Below are 20,204 nucleotides of genomic sequence, written 5' to 3' on the forward strand. Positions count from 1 at the left end.
TCAAATTTCAATCTTCTTTGGGCAACTCAAATCGCGGTTCCCATTCCTCTGCGTCGATCACCTCTCGGTAAGCATGCCAGGTAGCAAAGCCAAGTACCGGTAGTAGCACCAATAAACCTAGATATGCTGTTAACAGCCCGACCAATAGGCAACCCCCAATCAAGCTGGCCCAGATAAATAGAGGTAGCTTATTCCGTAATACCGCATTTGTACTCGTGATAACCCCCGTGACCATATCGGTCTTGCGATCCATAATCATGGGCAACGAAAAGGCACTAACCGTGAAAACGATGGCGCAAAATAACGCTCCTACGCTACTGCCGACTCCAAAAAAAAGCAGCACATTTTCCAAATGCCACTCGTTCACCGGGTAAAAGATATAGATCAAATTAGCGGCCCTGGCCCACACCAAAAATACCACCACCAGAATGACCGTAAAGGTCAGGGCATCCCCCAAGCATGAACGTGCCTGCTTCAGACTTTCTGACAGGCTTGGTTGGCGGCCTTGTTGCAACTGGATACTAATGGCGTAAAGATTGAGTGCGAGTAGCGGCCCCAAGAACACAAAGCCTGAAAGTAGGCCAAGATACAGGCCCATATTGCCGAACCACCAGGTCGCGGCACTAATTAGGTAGCTGATAAAGACCATTATCGCGCCATAGAGCAGGCTTGGCCCCGGTGCATTAAGAAAGTCGCGCCACCCTTTGCGCAACCAACGCAGCGGTGCGGTGTTATCAATGCTGTGGCATGGAGCCACAAATGGCCGGGTATCTTCTTCTTGGGTCGGGGGTTGGGGCACGGCTCTCACCTCTCACCTTTAAAAGGAAAACAACCACTTACCTAGGCGAGCTTCTCGGCCTACCCAGGTTACTGCACAGTAACGTCATCGTTATTCATATCCGACGCCATGGCAAGCTTGCCATGGGTCGCGTCTAGAGTGCCCTGCAGCGCATCCTGAACACTATGCATCACGTCGCTGGCGCCCCAAATAGCGGGAATCCCATATGTCACAGCCAAGCTAGCCGCGCCGTTAGCAGGGTCCTGTTGGGCAATCACCAGCCCTGCTGCTTGTACCAGCCAGGGCAACCAAGCGGGATCGACCTCATCTACCACAACAATGTCGCCAGGCTGTACCTTGTTAAGGCACCAGGCACTGCACACACGGCGAATGGCACCTTCAGCAGAACCAGGCACCAGCGTCAGCCCACGTAATAGAGGGCTAAGACGCTGTCCGCCGCCAAAACCGTACCCTACTTGGTCCATCTTCCAGTCCGGCGCTCCCTGTAGGCCATCATCAAGGTAACGCAGTTTACGATCACCGATCACAGCTTTATTGGCGCTGGCAGGCAATGCTGATCCCATCCACAGCTGCCAAAGCTCATCAAAGTACAGAAAATGAATATCATCAAGGTGTTGTAGCGTCCCTTGCTCAACCGCAATAGCCGCCATGGAACGAAGTAGTTGCCGTAGACGATTACCAATAGCAAAACGCAGCCCGCGAGCGGTTCGTGCCATTTTAAATGCCTGCTCGTCCGCATCTGAGAGTTGCGCCAACGGGGCGTCGCTAACGATTCCCGGTTGTTGCAATCTATTAAGTGTAGACGCTTGAGCCGGCCCCTCATTCAAGGGGGCATGGACAGGATCAACACCCGGTCGTAATGCTGTATCACGTACCGAATCCACCTCGCCAGCCACCAGGGATTGCAGGGCCCGAAGTTCAGTAGGCGTAACCAGCAACGTCAAAGGCAGAGGCGCACGATAATCGACCAATGCATCTGCCAGCCTTAGGTAGGCAAGCTCACCTTCTACGCGGCTAAGGGACTCTCCCATGGCATCAAGGCGCATAAAAGCGCGCCATAGGCCCTCACGGGTTACCTCTGGTTGCTTCCACTTCTGCACATTCAGTGACAGCTGCAACAAGATCCAGCTCTGCCGCCATTGGTTAATGCTCTTAGAAAATGAGGAGCCTACCGTTTGTGGAGCAGATGCAGGGTCACATTCCAGAGATTGCCATGCTGGTGGCACAAATCGTGCGGCCCCTGGGTGTTCGCGCTGAAGCTCACGAAAGAACGCACAATTGGTGTAAATATGGCTATGTTGACGCCGGTAAGGTTCAACCTTGGCGAGCCCTTTCCACCCGGCACTTTCTACTAGCGGTTCCCAGAAGCCGGCTTTTAACCATCGCCCGGCCAGGGTATACCACAGAGGAGTTTCCACCTGATTGAAAAGCCCTACCCCAGCCCGGCGGGCCCAGGCTTCTTTGGGTACAGAGAGCGAACCTACAGGAAGGGTTTGCAACAGCCATAGTTGCTCACCATCAAAAACCCACTCTCCAGCCTGTGGATGTTTAAAATTATCTTTAAGCTGACGGTGAAGCCGACAAAAAAGGGCTTCACCGACCTGTTGGTTTAAAGGCAATTGAGCCTCAGGGGCATACACCAACCGGTCATTTTCATCGAAAATAAGCCGCTGACGTTCACTGTTACCACCTACGACTCCTTCAACCACCATATGCGGTAGATCTTGGCGCAAAGGGTGTCGGGTAAATAGCACGCCGGCAGCGTGTTGTTTTGGTAACGCTTGAATCACCACATGATCTGGCCCAGAAACACGCTGGAAAATGCGTTGAAGTGCCGCAGCGAGCGCTTCATCTGAATCCAGATTTAATAGGCTTTCTCGACGTGACTCCGGATTCATTGGCCCTTGTTGCAACACCCAGTAACGGTCGCCTGAAAACATGTGTGCCAAGGTAGCAAGCTGTTGCGTCAACGACTGAACAGAATTGCCTGTTATAACTTGACGACTAATGCGCCAACTTGGCGGAATAGGTAAGCCCATGGCAGCCCAACGCTGCAAGTTTTCGCCGCCCTCAATATCCGCAGTCAGTACTTCAATGCTCATTAGCCGTTTCTTATTTGTTTTGCCGATCGTTTGTCAGTTATCTGCTGGGTGCTGAAGCACTATGCGCGCTCCCCACAAACCGAACCAGTAAAGAACTGGCGTGAGCAGTAATGCTCCCAAAGCGATTACCATTGCAATGCCACCGAATAAAACCGGCGCTTTCATCAATGTACTCATCAGCGAATCTTGCCAATAGAAAAACCACTGATGGTCAGCGGGAAAGATCCAGAGGTGAAACTGATAGAAAACCTGGGTCGGGCCGGCAATCAACAACCACGCTAACATAGCCCCTAGAGTGAAAACAGTAATGCCAAGGCGCCACCGTATCGGTGGTGATTTCAGCCTGACATTTAGACAGGCTAAAGGTAACCAGAGCGCCAGCAATACGAAGAAAAGTATGCGGCCTCTATCAATAAAATCAGCCACATCCTGCAAGTGCTGAACTTCCGCATGGTGTAACAAAGGGCGTGGCTCTTTGCCTGGTGGTTGGTAGTCGATATCAGCCAGCCCCATGCCACCGTTATGGACCGCATCACGGATTTGTTCAAAAGCTTCCACGTGTTTCTCGGCGGGCAGCTGTTCAAAGCCAGCGTTAAAACGATTCTGAGGACCATAGACTTGTATATGGCTACCAATACCCAGAGTTTGGTACCAGAACCGATAACCATAATTTACCTGACTATAAAGCGCCCAACACAGTATTACGGCCAGCATAACGATCGTGACCGCATAGACAAACCACATAGCCGTGGCTGCGATCAGATTTGATCGACCGGTTTGGTTCATAACACCCTCATAACAATAACAGCATAATAAACAGAGTACCCAGCCACATGCGATCGCTGTTATAGCCTTAATTTTCTTTCGAGGGTATTTGCTCCCTGACGGGTTGCCAATCAATCTATAGTGACGACTCTATAGGGGTACAGTGCAGCACAGAGCAACACTGATTCGTTAGTGAAAAGACGGTAACGCCAGCGTCTCACAATGAGCTGCAAACGCTAAGCTTGCACCTGAATCGTTATTATGGGAACAGGGCTAACGCTACTGTTGACCACTGAGTCATGTCCCACATCCCGTTGATCCCAAGATGCCCATGTCACTATATCTACTCTAAGACTAGGCTAACCCGGCCGCGATTCAGCCGACGGCAGTGGCATTGCGCTCATGAGCAGGCCGGCTGCTTAGTACAGCTAAACGACAGAGATAGGCGTAGGGCCGTATAGCGATTACGGCCATCAACTCATTTTTTTGTGGCGCCTTACCGCTTACTTCTGCAGGGTCGCACGCACCGTAGCGGTACCCGATTTCTCACCAGGCGTCATTTCAAGGTTGCTTATCTGTATGCCGCTCTGCTGAAGCGATTGCAGCCAAAGTACCGTTTGAGAGGTTGCCTGATTTTCCATCTGGATACGCACGGCGCGATTACCATCCGGTGAAAAGCCTTTCAAAGTAAGGCCAAACTGATCAGCACTACGGCTCACGTTACCGGTCCAATTGCCGTTGGGTTGTGCTGACGATACATCGCTCCGCCGAGCCGCGATTACCGCTTCGCGATTGTCCTGGATCCACTGTAACGTCTGCTGATTGACCATAAATTGCTTCTTTGCCTGATCCCTGGCCGCGACCGACGGAGCCCAGAGCAACCAATACAGCAGCACCACAAACGCTACCACGGCCAATATTTTCAGGATGTGTTGTTCTCGGGGTTCTCTACTTTCGTACCACTGTACTGCCTGTTCTCGACGTTGAGCCGCCAGTTTCTTCAGTTCTGCTGCACTGCTCATCCCGGCTGCTCCACCTTGATTCGCGCGCTCACGCCCTGAGCACTATTGCGATAATTTGCTATTGAGGCGCGTGCTCCCTGTTTTTTGAGCGCATTCTGAAGTTGTTCCAGTTGGGCATAATCCTTAGCGCCAACATCCAATAGCAGCGTATTTTCACGTTGATCGTATTGCAGCCGCTTGGGGTCAACGTTTATCTCTTTCAACACTTGCGCCACTGGTCTCAGAAGTGGGAAGAAATCAGCCTGCCCCGACTTGCTACCGCCACCAAGGCGAGCAAGCCGGCCCTCAAACTGGCGACTCAGGGCCGCAGAGGCCTTATCACCGGGGAACAGGTTCTCGAATAGCGTCTGGGCATCGGCGAAAGTCGCTTCGGCCGCCTGATTATAACGCCACTGTTGCACCCAGATGGCCACCAGAGCCAGTACAAATACGGATGCAGCAAGAATGCCAAGTGGCTTCCAAGGAGCAAACGTTGTATTACTGCCTTTCTTTTGTTTTGGGGCATAGGGGCCTGTGAGTAATTCCTGCCCTGAACCGTTACGCAAGGCGTCAACAAACGCCGTTGGGCCGGATAACACCATAGGCTCATTGAGGCTGTCGCCAAACAGGGCCTGCACACCATCACGCTGCTGAGCATCAACCACTAGGCAACGATCTCGGTCTGCCATTAATAGCGTCTGATTTTCGTCCAACTCAGCAATCAGAGGTGCTTGACCCTGCAACCGCTCAGCGTCCACCTGCAGGGAGGTGATCAGTACGTCTTGTTCTGCGGCCCACCGTTTGAGTTGCTCGATAAATTGTCGAGCAATGGCGGTCACTTCATAGTCATCACCGCTGCCTTTGCGGGAAACAAACCACAGTGATTCAGGGTTGTCCAGCATCTGCTCTTCCAGCAAATACGGAAGAATGCGCTGCATATGACGTGCCTGTTTTCGGCTCAGGCTAACATGGGTTAGCCGGGCAAATGCTACGCTGACAATGACATGGAGGGTCTGGCCGGCAGACTGTTCCAGCGCTTCGCGCAGGCTCATGACCTGGACGTGTTCCGCAGGGTTTCGCTGCAACAGCACCGGATGTTCAAGATCCAGTTCCGTTCCCCCTGCACCGCTTAAATAAATCAGTGGAGCCTCTGCCACGCTGTTGTGTCCTTTGGTCGTTATATCCGCGTTATTATCTTTGCATGTGTCCGTCTGGCATGGCCGACGCTTAATGCACTTTCTAACAGCCTGCTCCGTTAGTCCAGTGTATCAAGACGAGCCTTGGGTCACATTGTAGAAGGGATTGCATGCCGGTTCGAGTGGGGTTAGCAATGGGCTGACCTGCCGACTAAATACTTCAGTGCTCTGCCCTTCACCATTGCGGCGGCGCAGCCGGCTTACTAGGCGACTTAGTTGTCCGTCGACCTCTACATCCACCATAACCTGAAAATACTCACTGCTGACACCGAGCAAGCTGCTTATCTGCTGCTTGATGTCGGGATCCATTTCGCTAAAAGGAGCAACCTGCATCAGGTCGCTAATGGCGTCAATCGGCTCCTGCTCCCGCTCTTTAACAATAGCTTGTGCCGCGGTATCACCCGCCGTGGCACCTAACACCGCATCCAGTACCTGAAGCGGTGCAGTATTAACGTTCAATGTTGTGCCCAATGGCAAAGCTGTAAACAAGCCCCAAATCATGCCGTCCTGGGGCTGGTTAGCTACCTGGAAGCTGAGCAAGGCACGCAGTTCAGATTCATGCGCGGCGGGCATATTTGGAGTCCGCCGGGTGCGGTAATCCGCATCTTCCGCCCCTTCAACTCCGTCCACTATATTGTTGGAATCTAGCCAGTCGGCCATTTCGTTGGCGAGCCGCGATGCGTCTGTTTCTTGGGGAAAGGTGAGCTCGATCAGGCGGGTGAGCCTGTCGATACCATCCTGGTCTCGAACAAAATTGTCACCTTCTGCGGTAATGAGCCAGTTCAAATTGAAACGGCCTTGCAGGTCCTGCACGCTGGCGCTGAGTATGGCATCTTCATAGGGCGTTGGCGGCAATTGCACGGCCCACTGCTCGTCAACGCAATCATCCACTAGGGCGTTATTCTTTTGGTCATCCTGCAAGTCATCAATTAGACCCTGCTGGGCAACCACCTCAGCTGCCATGGCGTACTGGTAGCGCTTGTCCCATTGCAATAGATTATCGGCGCGGGTAAGGAAACGATCTTGCCGGAAAAGCACTTCAACGGTAATGGTCGTCAGTAAGGCTAGCAGTAGCAGCACGATCACCAACGCCATGCCCCCTTGCCTTCGAGTCATTCGACCTGACAGGTTTACCGTCATCCCCATGGATTCACCACTGTTCGGTAATACCTGTGCACAATGTTGCCATTTTCTAGTTCGATCTCTACCTCAATACTTTTTGGCAGGCGTTGCTGCCAAACGGGTACTGCCGTCATGCTCACATCTGGCCACAACTCCAGCCATTGCCATTCGCCTTGGGGGGTGAGATCAAGATAGCGTACAGTGAAGCGCTCCACACGGTCGATTAGCACGTCCTGCTGGTACTCGGTGGCCACGTTAGTGTCTAGCACCGGCCAATAACGGCGATACAGGGTGTCATCTTCCAAAGCGTATACCACACGCTGCATTTCGCTACGCTTACGCAGTCCAAATGGGTTGGACCATCCTAAACGGGTAAATTCAACATAATTGTCACGGCCGAGAATGGCGGGCTGCGGGTCACCATAAGGATCCCTGACCGGACGGTTGATTAGCTGCTCGAAGTCGAGGGTTAGGAACGTCACCGCCCGCTGGTTACGCTCCATCTCATCTGCACCTTCTTTGAGCTGCTCACGGCCTTGCAGTGCGCTACTAAGAAAGCTTGCCACCCAGACATAGATAAACGCAAAAATCGCGATGGTGATAACCATTTCCAGCAGAGTAAAACCGTGCTGGAAGGAACGCTGGCGGCTAGTGGCGTGCTGGATGTTGATCATCCGGAGGCCGGTTTCCCGATCAGACTGGCTAGGTGATACGCCATTTGACCTTGATCATCGTCCTGCATCATGCCGACTTCAATATCTACCCGGCGGGTATCGGGATATGGGCCTTCACTGACCCGGGTATTGACCCACCAATCACGACCATTTCGAGTGACGGTAGAATCGGACTCACCGGTGGACGGCCACTGTTGGTACACCTGCATTTCCACTAATTTATCCGAGGCAACTAAGAAGCCGAGATGGGTCTCATTAATATTGGTATAGGCGCGAGCTGTGGAACCCATGGTTTGACCAAGCACCACCATAACCAGAGCAAGAATGGAGACAGCGACCAACACTTCTACAAGCGTAAAACCGCGCTGCTGTTTCATTCCGGTTCTTCCTCAATCATCCGTGCGCGCCGCTCTAACCATTCTTCTTTTCTCTGTTCCTTATCTTCGTCCTGCTGTAGGTCCGGGTCGGAAATTTGCCCTAAGGCCGACACTTGCCAGCGCTGCACTGTTTCCATATCAGCAAGGCTTCGTATCGATAGCGTTACCGGAGAGACTTCGCCACTGGGGAAAAAGAATACCTGGGGGAATACCTTTTCCTTCTCATCTTCGCCTCCCCGATTTTCTTTGCGCTGTAATGCCGCTCTCTCATCATCCTCGTCGCCGAGCACACCTTCACCCAGATCCAAAGAGGTGTCTTGCTTGACTAGGCTTTCAGCAACCTGGCTAAGGCTGGCTTGTTCTTCATCCGCCAGTTCATTTAGCTGCCAAACCAGTTCTAGCGACGGAGGGGTTTGACGTGGCTTGAGGGCGGTATCTTCGATGGGGACAAAGTCTGCGGTTACAATATCGTAGGCTAGAGGCTCCCAGCCATCATGGTACAAGCGTAGCGCCAATAACTGCCCGGAAAACAGGCTGCGTTCGTTGAGCAACGCCAGGGTATCCTTGAGACGAGCAGATTCCTGTTCTAGCTGCCGGTCGTCCGATGTCCAGTTACCCTGGCTGACCACTACCGCGCTCAGCAGTGCAATCAGCCCCACCACCACCATAATTTCCAGCAAGGTGAAGCCAGACTGCTGGGAGCGGAGCAAACGCATATTACTGAACTTCGCGCCAGTTGATGTCCGCGTCGGCGCCTTCGCCCCCCTCAACGCCATCGGCTCCCATTGACAACAAATCGAAGGGACCTTCTACACCGGGGCTAATGTAAACGTAGTCATTGTTCCAGGCATCGAGCGGGACCTTGGGCAGGTAGCCACCATCAGGCCACTTACGAGCGGATGAGGGACGCTCAACTAAGCCATTCAGCCCCTCTTCAGTGCTTGGATAACTGCCATTGTTGAACTTGTATAGGTCTAGTTGCTGCACGATTTTGCCCATGTTGGCCTTGGTCAGGTCCACCTTGGCGGCTTCCCCCTGACCAATGACGTTAGGCACAATCACCGCAGCCAGCAGGCCGATAATCGCAACCACAACCATAATTTCCAGCAGGGTAAACCCTGACATGGCCTTTTTTGCTTTCATTTCTTCACCTTAACCGGCTAGTAAGTTATTCATTTGCATGATCGGCAGCATGACCGAGAGGACGATCATGACCACCACTCCGGCCATGACCAACAACATGATTGGACCGAGCAGCCCTACCATGGTCCCGATCGTACTGCTGAGTTCTCGTTCCTGATAATCCGCAGCCCGGGTCAGCATGTTGTCCAGTTCGCCGCTGGCCTCGCCACTGGCAATCATCTGCACCAGCATGGGAGGAAAATAACCACTGGCATCCAGGGCTCGGCTGAGGCTGCCGCCTTCGCGGACCTTAGCGGCCGCGTTTTTTACCGCATTGCGGACCGCCAGATTGCCCACCACCTGCGCGGCGATAAACAGGGCATCCACCAACGGCACACCGGAGCGACCGAGGATACCCAGCGTGCTGGCCAGCCGGGCACTGTCACCCGCCCGCAGCATAGTACCTACCAGAGGCATATTCACCAAACGCTGGTGCACCCGTAATCGAAAGCGCTGATCACGCATGGCCCGCATAAATACCACCACGGCCACAACGATCAATAACACAACCAACCAGCCCCAGCCCCGAGCAAAGTCGCTCATGGCCATGACAATTCGGGTGAGTAACGGTAATGCTTGATCTCGTCCCTCAAACACTGCCACCAGCTTTGGGACCACGAAGGTCATCATCAGCATAATGACGATGGAGGCAAACACCATGATAAACGCAGGATAAATCATCGCCTGGGCTACGGAACGCCCAGTGTCGTGGCGGGTTTCCAGGTAATCCGCCAGTTGCTCCAGCACTTGTTCCAAATGCCCGCTCTGCTCACCGGCCGCTACCGTGGCGCGGTACATTTCCGGGAAAGCACGGGGAAATGATTCGAAACTGTGCGCTAGGCTATAACCTTCACGCACTTTGGCGCGCACCGCCAGCATAATCCGTTCGATACGGTCGTTGGCGGCCTGCTTGGAGACCGCAGATAAGGCCTGTTCTACCGGCAGGCCGGATTTCAGCAGGGTGGCCAGTTGACGCGTTATCAGCGCCTGCTCAGCACCATTGATTTTGCCGGACCCGGCGAACCGGCCCATGCCCTGGCTGCTGGAGTCGTTGGCTTCATTGACCTCCAGCGGCACCCAGCCCTTGTCGCGCAATTGCTGGCGCACCTGGCGGGCACTGTCTGCTTCCAGCGTGCCTTTGTTGATCTTGCCCCTGTGATCCAGAGAGCGGTATTCAAATGCTGGCATGGAGAATACTGTCCCGTTAGTCCTCGCGGGTTACCCGCAGGACCTCTTCTACACTGGTGTGTCCGCCGAGCACTTTTCGCCAACCATCTTCGCGGATACCGCTAGTTAGTGTCCGAGCATGGCGGTTAAGTTCTAGCTCGCCGGCGCGATCGTGGATCAACTGGCGTAGCGTGTCATCCACCAGTACCAGTTCATAGATCCCGGTACGGCCCCGGTAACCCTGATGGTTACAGGATTCACAACCATTGGGGTGATACAGCGTACGGCTCTCCGTAGCCGCCAACCCCATCATTTCCAGCTCACTAGCGCTAGCCTGGTACGGGGTTTTACAGTCATCGCATAGCACACGCACCAGCCGCTGAGCCAAGGAACCCAGCAGGGAGCTAGAGAGCAAGAAAGGTTCAATGCCCATGTCCTGCAAGCGGGTCACCGCCCCCACTGCTGTATTGGTATGCAAAGTAGACAGTACAAGGTGGCCGGTCAGGGAGGCTTGCACTGCAATTTCAGCGGTTTCCAGATCCCGGATCTCCCCCACCATCACCACATCTGGATCTTGGCGAAGGATGGCACGCAGTCCGCGGGCAAATGTCATGTCGACTTTAGTGTTGACTTGAGTCTGGCCGATCCCTTCTAGCTGGTATTCGATGGGATCTTCTACCGTAAGAATATTGCGGGTACTGTCATTCAATTCGGTTAGGGAAGCATAAAGCGTTGTGGTTTTACCGGACCCTGTCGGGCCGGTCACCAGAATAATGCCATGGGGTTTATGGATTAGATCGCGCATATGAACGTCACAGGTTTCGCCCATGCCCAAATGCGATACCTGTAAACGCCCCGCTTGCTTGTCCAACAAGCGTAGCACCACCCGCTCACCATTGCTGGAGGGCATAGTCGATACCCGCACATCCACATCGCGCCCACCAATGCGCAAGGAGATTCGACCATCCTGAGGTATCCGCTTTTCAGCGATATCCATTCGCGCCATTACCTTGATTCGCGAGACTAACAACGGCGCCAGCTCCCTTTTCGGGGTAAGCACTTCACGAAGGACACCATCGACTCGCATACGAACTACTAGCCGTCGTTCGAAGGTTTCGATGTGGATATCGGAGGCATCTTCACGGATGGCTTCCTGTAACAAGGCATTGATCAGCCGAATGATCGGAGCATCGTCTTCCTGCTCAAGCAAATCCGACGTTTCCGGCAGTGAGTCTGCTAGGCTTGCCAGATCAAGTCCTTCCAGATCATCGGCGGCTTCTGCTGCCGCGCCGCGCTGCTGTTCATAGGTGATTGCCATGGCGGCGCTAAAAGCCGTGTCGTCCATGGGTACTAGGCGCGGCAGGCGGCCGATATGACGTTGCACCTCACCTAGCGCGGCCAGTGAAACATCCTGCCGGTGACACAACTCTTTCTGCCCATCGCGCTCACGCAACAGAACACCGAAACGCCGCGCGAAACCATAGGGCAACAACGATGAAGAAAGCTCTATGTTCTCAGGCGACTCCATGTGCTCAGCCATAATTTAATAGTTTTCCATTAGGTTTTCGATCACATCACGGGTGACCGAATTCAACGTCTGAAACTGAAAACCTACCTGAAACTCACCAGGGGCATCTAACGTTTCCGCCCAAACAACCCGGGCATCAAAGCTGACGGTGTTTACCCCTGAAATCTGGTCGGGCAGCACCATGCCAAGTTGCAAATCCTCACCATGGGCTAATGCTCGGCGGGAAAAAAGCTTGAAGCCGTTCACACTCAAGTTTATTAAGCGCCCCACATTACCACCGGTGCTACGGTCAAACACTACCATTTCGCGGAACAACCTCTTGCGAGGGTTACGGCGATGGTTACGAGCGCAGTCTCCGCCATTATTTTCATCATCTGAGAGGCCAAGTACCACGACCACCCCTGTGAAGATGCCTGCATCATTAGTAATCGCATTGGCTCTCACTGATAAGGCTAGCAAGCCATCATCATCGGGAGTATACAGGTTATGCTCATTTTCCCAGCTTTCCCCTTGTCTGCAAGCTTCCTGTAATGGAGAGCTATCCCAGCTCCAACACGACTTGCCAGCATCATCATTGAATATCAGGTCGGCGATATCATTGCCTACTAAGTCATCACGACTCTGTCGCAATAGGGCACAAGCTGCTTCATTACAAAAAGTGATTTTACCCTCGGCATTGGTGCCGATCAGAGCTTCGCCAAGTGCATGCAGCAGTCGCTCGTTTTCGTCTTTTAGCCGTTTCATTTGCACCACGGCCTGTTGTAACTTGCGCCGTTGGCGATCCAGTTCCAGGAAAACGCTAACCTTGGCTTCCAGAATTTTTTGGTCGATGGGTTTGAGTAGGTAATCCACCGCCCCACACTCGTAGCCCTTGAAAACGTATTTCTGTTCTTTTGATATAGCGGTAACAAAAATGATCGGAATGTGGCGGGTTTTCTTATTTTTACGCATAAGTTCGGCCACTTCGAACCCATCCATTTCCGGCATCTGCACATCCAACAGCACCAGAGCTAAATCGTGCTTGAGGGCGAGGGACAAGGCCTCGTTACCGGACTGTGCCATGATCAGATTACGGTCGTCAGAATCCAGGATCGCCTCCAGGGCGATCAAGTTTTCGCGGTGATCATCCACAACCAAAATGTTTTGTTTCATACGCGTCCTACCCCATAGCCTGTTTAGCCAAAAAGGGCCCGATTGCCTCAAGATCGAGTACCCTGGAAATCGCACCTGTTGTTATTGCCGCTTCAGGCATTGTGGGTGCTTCCGAGCTCACCGGTGACTGGGCGATGGTGAATCCGCCTCTACGGTGTATATACTTCATGCCTGCTGCGCCGTCTTCATTGGCCCCTGTGAGAATCACGCCTATCAGATGACGGCCATAAACAACGCCAGCAGAAAAAAACAATTCGTCTATTGCCGGCCGGGAAAAGAGTACAGGCCTTCCATTAGAGAAAGCCAGTGTCTGATCGTCTTCCACCAACATATGGTAACCCGGCGGGGCCACATAAACATGCCCTCCTATAATCGGCTCTTTATCTTCCGGTGTAACCACCGGTAAAGCACAGTAACGAGCCAGTAACCACGGCATACGGTTATCCGCGCTAGCCTGCTGGTGCTGTACCATCAGGATTGGCAAAGGAAAATCCGCGGGCAACACAGACAGAATGTGAATATAGGCATTAAGCCCGCCCCAAGACGCGCCCATAACAATTGCTTTTACTCCCCCTATGCAAGTATTCACGACTATTGGTCGCTGCCCTCCCCGCCCCGTGTCTTGCCAGCTTCATAGGCCGCACGGTGCGCTTGGGCTTCTTTCAATTTTGCTTGCAGCTGGCGTCTCTGTTTATCCAAACCAAGAAAAAAATCTACTTTGCTTTTGAGGATCAGTGGGTCCAATGGTTTGAATAAGTAGTCTACAGCGCCAGCCTGGTAGCCCCTGAAAACGTATTTTTTTTCTTTACTGATCGCCGTCACAAAGATAATCGGGATAGTCTGGGTGTCTTTGCGTTGACGCATCAATTCAGCCACTTCAAAGCCATCCATGCCTGGCATCTGCACATCCAGCAGCACTAAAGAAATATCTTCCTTAAGCAGAATCTTCAACGCCTCCTGCCCCGAGTGCGCTTTCATAAGGATGCGGCCTTCACTTTCCAGAATCGCCTCTAGCGATACTAAGTTAGCTGGCTGATCATCCACTAATAGCAACTTCTGCTCAATCATCAGTTGTCTCTAATCATGCGTGGTGTTGAAACTGCCGTTTGCGAAAAACTCGCAACGACTTGTTGATAACATCGAACGACTCTTCCTGCCCACTGAAACGTAAACTTTCCTTGGTTCCCAAGCACAAGTAACCGCCCATATCTAGACTGTCACTAAACAGCTTGATCACACGCTCCTGTAATGCTCGATTGAAGTAGATGAGTACATTCCGGCACAGGATGACATGCATTTCACCAAAAACCTGGTCTGTTGCCAGATCATGATCGGCAAAGACGATATTACGTTTCAGTCGCTGCTCCATAATCACGCTGTCATAGCGGGCGGTAAAATAGTCAGATAAAGAATGCTTACCACCGGCCCGGCGATAGTTGTCACCATACTGTTTGACCGCTTCGATGGAGTAAATGCCCTTCTTGGCCGAGGCTAGCACTTTCTTGTCGATATCGGTTGCGTAGATCATGGCCCGGTCGTAAAGCCCTTCTTCCTCTAGCAAAATGGCCATGGAGTAAATCTCTTCCCCGGTGGAGCAGCCTGCGTGCCAGATCTTAATAAACGGGAACGTCTTCAGCACCGGGATAACCTCTTCACGGAAGCTTTGGTAGAAATCCGGATCCCGATACATCTCGGTTACGTTCACCGTCAGCTCATTAAATAAGGTGGTAAAGAAGGACCGGTCGCGCAGCACCTTATCGGTCATCTCCATGATTGAGTCAAAGCCAGACATGGTTAGATGATGCATGATCCTGCGACGTATGGAGGCGCGGCTATAGAAACGAAAATCGTAGCCGTACATCTGATATATCGCCTCAAGCAGCAGGCGAATTTCGATGTCTTCGATGCTAACGTCAGCATCCTCAATCGGACATGTTTGTGCCATAACGTTATCCGCCACGGTGCTTGTTCTTATAAAGTGACTGCAGGCGTATTTTCCAGTCACTACGTATGTAACCAAACTCGCAGCAAAGACGTCAGCTTCGCCATATCTATGGGCTTGGAACAATAATCGTTCGCTCCAGCTTCAATACACTTGGCACGATCATTCTTCATCGCCTTTGCTGTAAGTGCAAGGATTGGCAACTTGCTGAATTGGCTCTGTTCACGAATCCTTGCCATGGCCTCGTAACCATCCATCTCTGGCATCATGATATCCATCAGTACAATATCAATGGATGGATTATCATCTAGGACTTGCAGCGCCTCTCGGCCGTTGTTGGCAATATGGATGGAGAACCCCAATTCTTCCAACTGTGCAGACAGGGCATAGATATTACGCATGTCGTCATCCACGAGCAGTAACTGCTTGCCCTCGAAAATATCACCACGGTGTTCAATGGATTTCACTTTAGGGCGACGATTCGCCGGCAAGGTGGACTCCAGCCAGTGCAGGAAGAGCGACGCTTCATTCAACAATCGCTCATGGGAGCGCTCGGTCTTGAGAATGATGCGATCGGCATATTTACGGAGTTTAGCCTCTTCTTCCCGGCTCATATCCTTGCCCGTGTAGACCACTACTGGAACACGGCCGTAATCGTCATTGGCATGTAAAGTCTCCAGCAACTCAAAACCACTCATGTCCGGCAACGTTAGGTCCAGAATCATGCAATCGAATACGGTGCTCTTCAGAGCATCCAGCGCTTGCTGACCATTGGTGGCTGCGGTGATTTCTACCCCTTTCTGGTTGAATAGCTCACGAATACTTTCATGCTGGATTTGACTATCTTCAACCACCAGAAGGCGGCGAACATTGGTCTCAATGGCTCCTTCAATTTTGGCAAATGCGCAAAGAATATCGTCCTCATTCGCCGGTTTGGACATGAAATCCAGGGCGCCCATTTCCAGCGCCTTATTGCGTTCATCGCGACCCGACAAAAAATGCACAGGGATATCCTTGGTGCGCGGATCGGCCTTAAGCTTTTCCATCACTTCCCAGCCATCAATGCCAGGCAGGCCAATATCGAGGATAATAGCGCTGGGCCGGTAATGGCTTGCGTATTCCAGGCCATCTTCGCCGTCATGACAGACATGCCCCTCAAGCCCATAATCCGAAGCCAACTCGACCAGCACTCGAGCAAACTCGTCATCATCTTCAACAATGAGCACCGTTTTTTCACGCACGACGAAATCGTCTGAATCCGGATTCAGTGGCATCATCGGAGCGGTATGCGCTTGTCCATTATTATTGATGTCCTCGCCTGCGCCGTCGCCAATATTAGTTTCAACCTCGTCAGCTCTGCCCACGGGTAAATACAGGGCAAACGTCGATCCTTGTCCTTCGCCGTCGCTGTAAAGGCCGATTTCCCCTCCCAGGAGACGAGCTAACTCACGAGAGATGGTCAATCCTAGGCCAGTGCCGCCGTATTTACGGCTCGTAGTGCCGTCAGCTTGCTGGAATGCTTCGAAAATCAGTTTCTGTTTTTCACGTGCAATCCCTGTCCCCGTGTCAGTCACCGCAAATTTTAGTGTCTGTCCTGGCACCAGGTGTCGTGAGGGCAAGGTTTCCGAGACATCTGGCTGAGTTAGGCTCAGCATCACCGAGCCATGCTCAGTAAACTTGAGAGCATTAGAGAGTAGGTTCTTGATGATTTGTTCAAGGCGCTGGCGGTCCGTATAGAAGTGGTCAGGCAGGGTGTCGCCGAGCTCAACCTTGAAATCCAAATTGCGGCTCTCCGCCACGTGAGCAAAGTTGCGACGGAAATGTTCAACAATTTCTGTTGGGGATAAATCATCAATGATGACATCCATTTTCCCTTCCTCGATTTTGGAAATATCGAGGATGTCGTTGATCAGGCTAAGCAGATCAGTACCGGCAGAGTGGATGACCTGGGCGTGTTCGACCTGTTTTTCTTCTAAGTATCCTTTCTTATTCTGCGCTAGAGCATTGGACAGAATAAGAATTGAATTGAGCGGTGTACGCAACTCATGGCTCATGGTTGATAGGAATTCAGACTTGTAACGTGAGGACATTTCCAGCTCGCGAATCTTATCCTCCAGCTCATGGCGCAGCAGTTCAAGCTCATCGTTCTTCTGAGCCATTTCCGACTTCTGTTCGGTGAGCATACGAGCCTGGGCTTCAAGCTCTTCATTCGTAACGCGTAACTCTTCCTGTTGGTTCTGCAAACTTTCTTCCGACGCGCGAAGTGCTTGGGTTTGAGATTCTAGCTCTTCGTTAATGGCCTTCAACTCTTCCTGTTGTTGCTGTAGTCGAGATTCGGATGCAGATAACTCCATGGCCTGCTCTTCCAAGTCTGCATTTACCTGGGCCATTTCTGTTTTTTGTTGTTCCAGCGCTTCCGCCTGTGACTGGGTTTGTTCCAGCATGTTTGCCAGCCGAAAACGGCTCTGTGCGCTATGCAGTGATACAGAAATCATGGAGGCACATTGCTCCATAAAAGCCAGGTCTCCATCATTGAAGTCACGGAATGCACCGATCTCAAGCACCCCTTTTACCTCATCCTCATGGATAACGGGCATAACTACCACGTTACGTGGCTGCCCAGCGCCAGTACCCGAGGCGATACTAATGTAGCTATCAGGCACCTTCTCGAGCAGGATACTCTTGCGTTCCAGTGCGCATTGTCCGACCAGTGATTCGCCCAGCCGGAATTTATTGGCGAGATGCTTGCGCCGCTCCATTGCATAGGAGCTACTCAGGCTGAGAGTCTCAGTATCCGCATCGTAGCTATAAAACGCGCCGACCTGCGCATCCAGAACAGGCACCAAAAAACTCAATATATTATTACCAAGCTGCTCGAATCCCATCTCACCACGCATGCGATTATTTAATTCGGCCAGATGGTTTTTCACTGTTTCCTGTTGTCGATCCTCGGTATGACGCGCAATCAAGGCATCACGCATTTTTCGGATAGCCTGCAGCAGGTAACCCGTTTCATCTTGCCCCCCATTTTCAATATGGGTATCCCATTTACCATTGGCGATATTGTCAGCTGCATCCACTGCCCCTTTCAGTGGCAGCGTAATTGCTCGAGTGACCCACAGGGCAGTTAACGCCAATAACGTGAAAGCGACAAAACCTAGAAACAAGCCAATTTTCTGCGTTCCCAGATTATCCGAACGGCTTCTGTTCAGCGTCTCGCGAAACGCTTTATAGCGCTCTTGCTCAAAGGCTTTCTGGCTGCTTTCGTAGGCATCCTGAAGTGCGCGAACGTGAGATATCCGCTGGGACAGGTGGTCTGGAGTGTCATTAGTGGTAATCAGATTACGGGCCAGCGCAGCGGCTCCGTTGATGTAAGTGGTGAAATGACGACGCAGCTCTTCCACGTCATTGGAAAGAGTTGGATCTGCTTGGCGAATATCCACCAGCCGTTGTTCGAAGGCCGCCGCTCGGGATTGCGCTTGCTCCAGTAAATCCGGATCTGCCTCAGTGATTGATTCAATATAGGATTCACTGATGGTTATGAAATCTACATTGTTAGCGTTAATCAGCTCAAGAATAGGAAAGTCTTGGCTTTCTATCCGCTTCAAATGGTCGATATTGGTTTCAGCAATGTAAAAACTGTAGGCCGCGTAGACTATAAACAACACAACCCCTAGTCCGGCTACAGACAAAATCTTCAGCCGCACAGATAGGTTCTGGAACCAGTTCATTTAAATAGCCCTCATGCCTTTTCCAGCTTGTTATTATTCAGCCCCGATTGAAGCTAAGAATATAGTCTGAGACTAGCAGAAACGGACGGAAAGCGGCAATAAATCATCCGAGCACAATAGGTAGACTGCTTGAAACGGGCTTAAGCGATGAGATCACATGGAGTGTAGTCAGTTAGGCCAAACTGATTAGCGACGAGATTTAAGAAGGATCTACTTTCAGGATGCTGTCGGTGTTAGGGCAGAGATGGGAAAAGGAAAGTGGTGCGGGTAGCCGGACTTGAACCGGCATGACCTAACGGTCGACAGATTTTAAGTCTGTTGTGTCTACCAATTTCACCATACCCGCAGGAAGAGCATCGTACCCAGAAAACGCTGAATAAAAACAGAGGCGGGAATAAACAGCTGTTTTTATTTGTCTTCTATTGTGCCGGCGACACTAACCATTTTCCAGGCTAGGTAGTTTGTCACCACATCACCCCAAAAGGGTGGTAATTGGAGGCGCGGGTCGGAATCGAACCGGCGTACACGGAGTTGCAGTCCGCTGCATAACCACTCTGCCACCGCGCCTTAACTGCTTTAACAAGAAAAAACCTCGGTGTAACCGAGGTTTTCTGAAACTTGGAGCGGGAAACGAGATTCGAACTCGCGACCCCAACCTTGGCAAGGTTGTGCTCTACCAACTGAGCTATTCCCGCTTTTTCTACACCGGAGTCGCGCTCCGTTGCGGGGGTGAATTCTACTCACCCCCCTTCAGGTGTCAACCCGGCATCAGGTGTTTTTTCTGACTTTTCAGGACTTTGACTGACTTTTGAGCAATTGTGGGGCTGCAGCACGCAGATATGACACCATGGACCACAGGGTGAAGGCCGTTGCTAGGTACAGCAGCCCATAGCTCAACCAAAGCCACGGGTTCATAATGATGTCACCGTCTAAAGTAAATTTCGGCTTTTGCGCCAGCAGCAACGTAATCGCCGTCATTTGGGTTACCGTTTTAATTTTGCCCAGCTGACTCACCGCCACCTTTGCGCGCTGACCAAGCTCTGCCATCCACTCGCGCAATGCCGAGACAGTGATTTCTCGAGACACAATCACCATGGCAGGTACGGCCAACCAGGCAGTAGCATGAACTTGCACCAACATCACCAAGGCCACAGCAACAATTAACTTGTCAGCTACTGGATCCAGAAAAGCCCCAAAAGGACTGGTTTGGTTCAGCTTGCGCGCTAGATAGCCATCTAGCCAGTCAGTAATGCCCGCAGCCAGAAACAATAACGCCGCGCAAACATCACTCCAGTGGAACGGCAGATAGAACACCAGCACCAATACGGGAATCGCCAATACCCGAATCAGAGTGAGGATATTCGGCAAATTCAGGATGGGGTGCACTTTCTGCATAGGGAGGGACTACCGACTAGAAGAAATAGGCTTTCAGTATAGCGCAAAGGCAGCCGTGACTCATTTCCGAT

18 protein-coding genes and 3 tRNA genes are annotated in these 20,204 nt (G+C 52.0%); all 21 read right to left on the reverse strand.

From position 1 onward, the window contains the following. Window positions 1–7 precede the first annotated feature (7 nt). Window positions 8–799: a DUF2189 domain-containing protein gene (locus Y017_RS00255; protein WP_011588605.1), complete on the reverse strand. Its 792-nt coding sequence runs from the start codon at window positions 797–799 to the stop codon at window positions 8–10. Window positions 800–867: 68 nt separating this feature from the next. Continuing rightward, window positions 868–2,901: a PEP-utilizing enzyme gene (locus Y017_RS00260; RefSeq protein ID WP_035458212.1), complete on the reverse strand. Its 2,034-nt coding sequence runs from the start codon at window positions 2,899–2,901 to the stop codon at window positions 868–870. A gap of 33 nt (window positions 2,902–2,934) precedes the next feature. After that, on the reverse strand, window positions 2,935–3,687 hold the full coding sequence (locus tag Y017_RS00265) for a DUF1461 domain-containing protein (RefSeq protein WP_035458213.1): 753 nt from the start codon (window positions 3,685–3,687) through the stop codon (window positions 2,935–2,937). Window positions 3,688–4,169: 482 nt separating this feature from the next. Continuing rightward, on the reverse strand, window positions 4,170–4,688 hold the full coding sequence (gspM, locus tag Y017_RS00270) for a type II secretion system protein GspM (protein ID WP_011588602.1): 519 nt from the start codon (window positions 4,686–4,688) through the stop codon (window positions 4,170–4,172). Further along, the gene (gene gspL, locus Y017_RS00275; RefSeq protein ID WP_011588601.1) at window positions 4,685–5,824 is read right to left on the reverse strand and encodes a type II secretion system protein GspL; all 1,140 of its coding nucleotides are present in this window, start codon (window positions 5,822–5,824) and stop codon (window positions 4,685–4,687) included. The genes gspM and gspL overlap by 4 nt, the downstream gene beginning before the upstream one ends. A 111-nt stretch (window positions 5,825–5,935) precedes the next feature. Continuing rightward, entirely contained in the window at window positions 5,936–6,958 is a 1,023-nt protein-coding gene (gene gspK, locus Y017_RS00280; RefSeq protein WP_035458214.1) for a type II secretion system minor pseudopilin GspK, read from the reverse strand. Between the two features lie 41 nt (window positions 6,959–6,999). Further along, complete coding sequence (gene gspJ, locus Y017_RS00285; RefSeq protein ID WP_011588599.1) at window positions 7,000–7,659, reverse strand: type II secretion system minor pseudopilin GspJ; 660 nt, start codon at window positions 7,657–7,659, stop codon at window positions 7,000–7,002. Then, on the reverse strand, window positions 7,656–8,036 hold the full coding sequence (gene gspI / locus Y017_RS00290; RefSeq protein WP_011588598.1) for a type II secretion system minor pseudopilin GspI: 381 nt from the start codon (window positions 8,034–8,036) through the stop codon (window positions 7,656–7,658). Before gspI ends, gspJ begins: the two co-directional genes overlap by 4 nt. Next, the gene (gene gspH, locus Y017_RS00295) at window positions 8,033–8,752 is read right to left on the reverse strand and encodes a type II secretion system minor pseudopilin GspH (RefSeq protein WP_035458216.1); all 720 of its coding nucleotides are present in this window, start codon (window positions 8,750–8,752) and stop codon (window positions 8,033–8,035) included. The genes gspI and gspH overlap by 4 nt, the downstream gene beginning before the upstream one ends. 1 nt (window position 8,753) lies before the next feature. Beyond that, complete coding sequence (gene gspG / locus Y017_RS00300) at window positions 8,754–9,179, reverse strand: type II secretion system major pseudopilin GspG (RefSeq protein ID WP_011588596.1); 426 nt, start codon at window positions 9,177–9,179, stop codon at window positions 8,754–8,756. Between the two features lie 9 nt (window positions 9,180–9,188). After that, window positions 9,189–10,406 carry a type II secretion system inner membrane protein GspF gene (gene gspF / locus Y017_RS00305; RefSeq protein ID WP_011588595.1) on the reverse strand — a complete coding sequence of 406 codons (1,218 nt, stop codon included), beginning with the start codon at window positions 10,404–10,406 and terminating at the stop codon, window positions 9,189–9,191. A gap of 16 nt (window positions 10,407–10,422) precedes the next feature. After that, a complete protein-coding gene (gspE, locus tag Y017_RS00310) occupies window positions 10,423–11,925 on the reverse strand; it encodes a type II secretion system ATPase GspE (RefSeq protein WP_101234980.1) in 1,503 nt (500 codons plus the stop codon). Between the two features lie 3 nt (window positions 11,926–11,928). Further along, a complete protein-coding gene (locus Y017_RS00315) occupies window positions 11,929–13,065 on the reverse strand; it encodes a response regulator (protein WP_035458218.1) in 1,137 nt (378 codons plus the stop codon). Between the two features lie 7 nt (window positions 13,066–13,072). After that, a complete protein-coding gene (locus tag Y017_RS00320; protein WP_035458219.1) occupies window positions 13,073–13,618 on the reverse strand; it encodes a chemotaxis protein CheB in 546 nt (181 codons plus the stop codon). Between the two features lie 38 nt (window positions 13,619–13,656). Then, complete coding sequence (locus Y017_RS00325) at window positions 13,657–14,133, reverse strand: two-component system response regulator (RefSeq protein ID WP_011588591.1); 477 nt, start codon at window positions 14,131–14,133, stop codon at window positions 13,657–13,659. Window positions 14,134–14,146: 13 nt separating this feature from the next. Further along, entirely contained in the window at window positions 14,147–15,010 is an 864-nt protein-coding gene (locus Y017_RS00330) for a protein-glutamate O-methyltransferase CheR (RefSeq protein ID WP_011588590.1), read from the reverse strand. A gap of 59 nt (window positions 15,011–15,069) precedes the next feature. Beyond that, window positions 15,070–18,738: a response regulator gene (locus tag Y017_RS00335; RefSeq protein ID WP_035458220.1), complete on the reverse strand. Its 3,669-nt coding sequence runs from the start codon at window positions 18,736–18,738 to the stop codon at window positions 15,070–15,072. A gap of 259 nt (window positions 18,739–18,997) precedes the next feature. Further along, window positions 18,998–19,084: transfer RNA gene (locus Y017_RS00340), tRNA-Leu, on the reverse strand. A 147-nt stretch (window positions 19,085–19,231) separates the two neighbouring features. Next, a tRNA-Cys gene (locus tag Y017_RS00345) sits at window positions 19,232–19,305 on the reverse strand. A 52-nt stretch (window positions 19,306–19,357) separates the two neighbouring features. Then, window positions 19,358–19,433 (reverse strand) — tRNA-Gly (locus Y017_RS00350). Between the two features lie 94 nt (window positions 19,434–19,527). Continuing rightward, window positions 19,528–20,133 (reverse strand): CDP-diacylglycerol--glycerol-3-phosphate 3-phosphatidyltransferase, encoded by a 606-nt coding sequence (pgsA, locus tag Y017_RS00355; protein ID WP_011588588.1) that lies wholly within the window; start codon window positions 20,131–20,133, stop codon window positions 19,528–19,530. Between the last annotated feature and the right edge of the window lie 71 nt (window positions 20,134–20,204).

It is taken from the genome of Alcanivorax sp. 97CO-5, assembly GCF_000524665.1.
GTDB classification, from domain to species: Bacteria; Pseudomonadota; Gammaproteobacteria; order Pseudomonadales; family Alcanivoracaceae; genus Alcanivorax; species Alcanivorax borkumensis.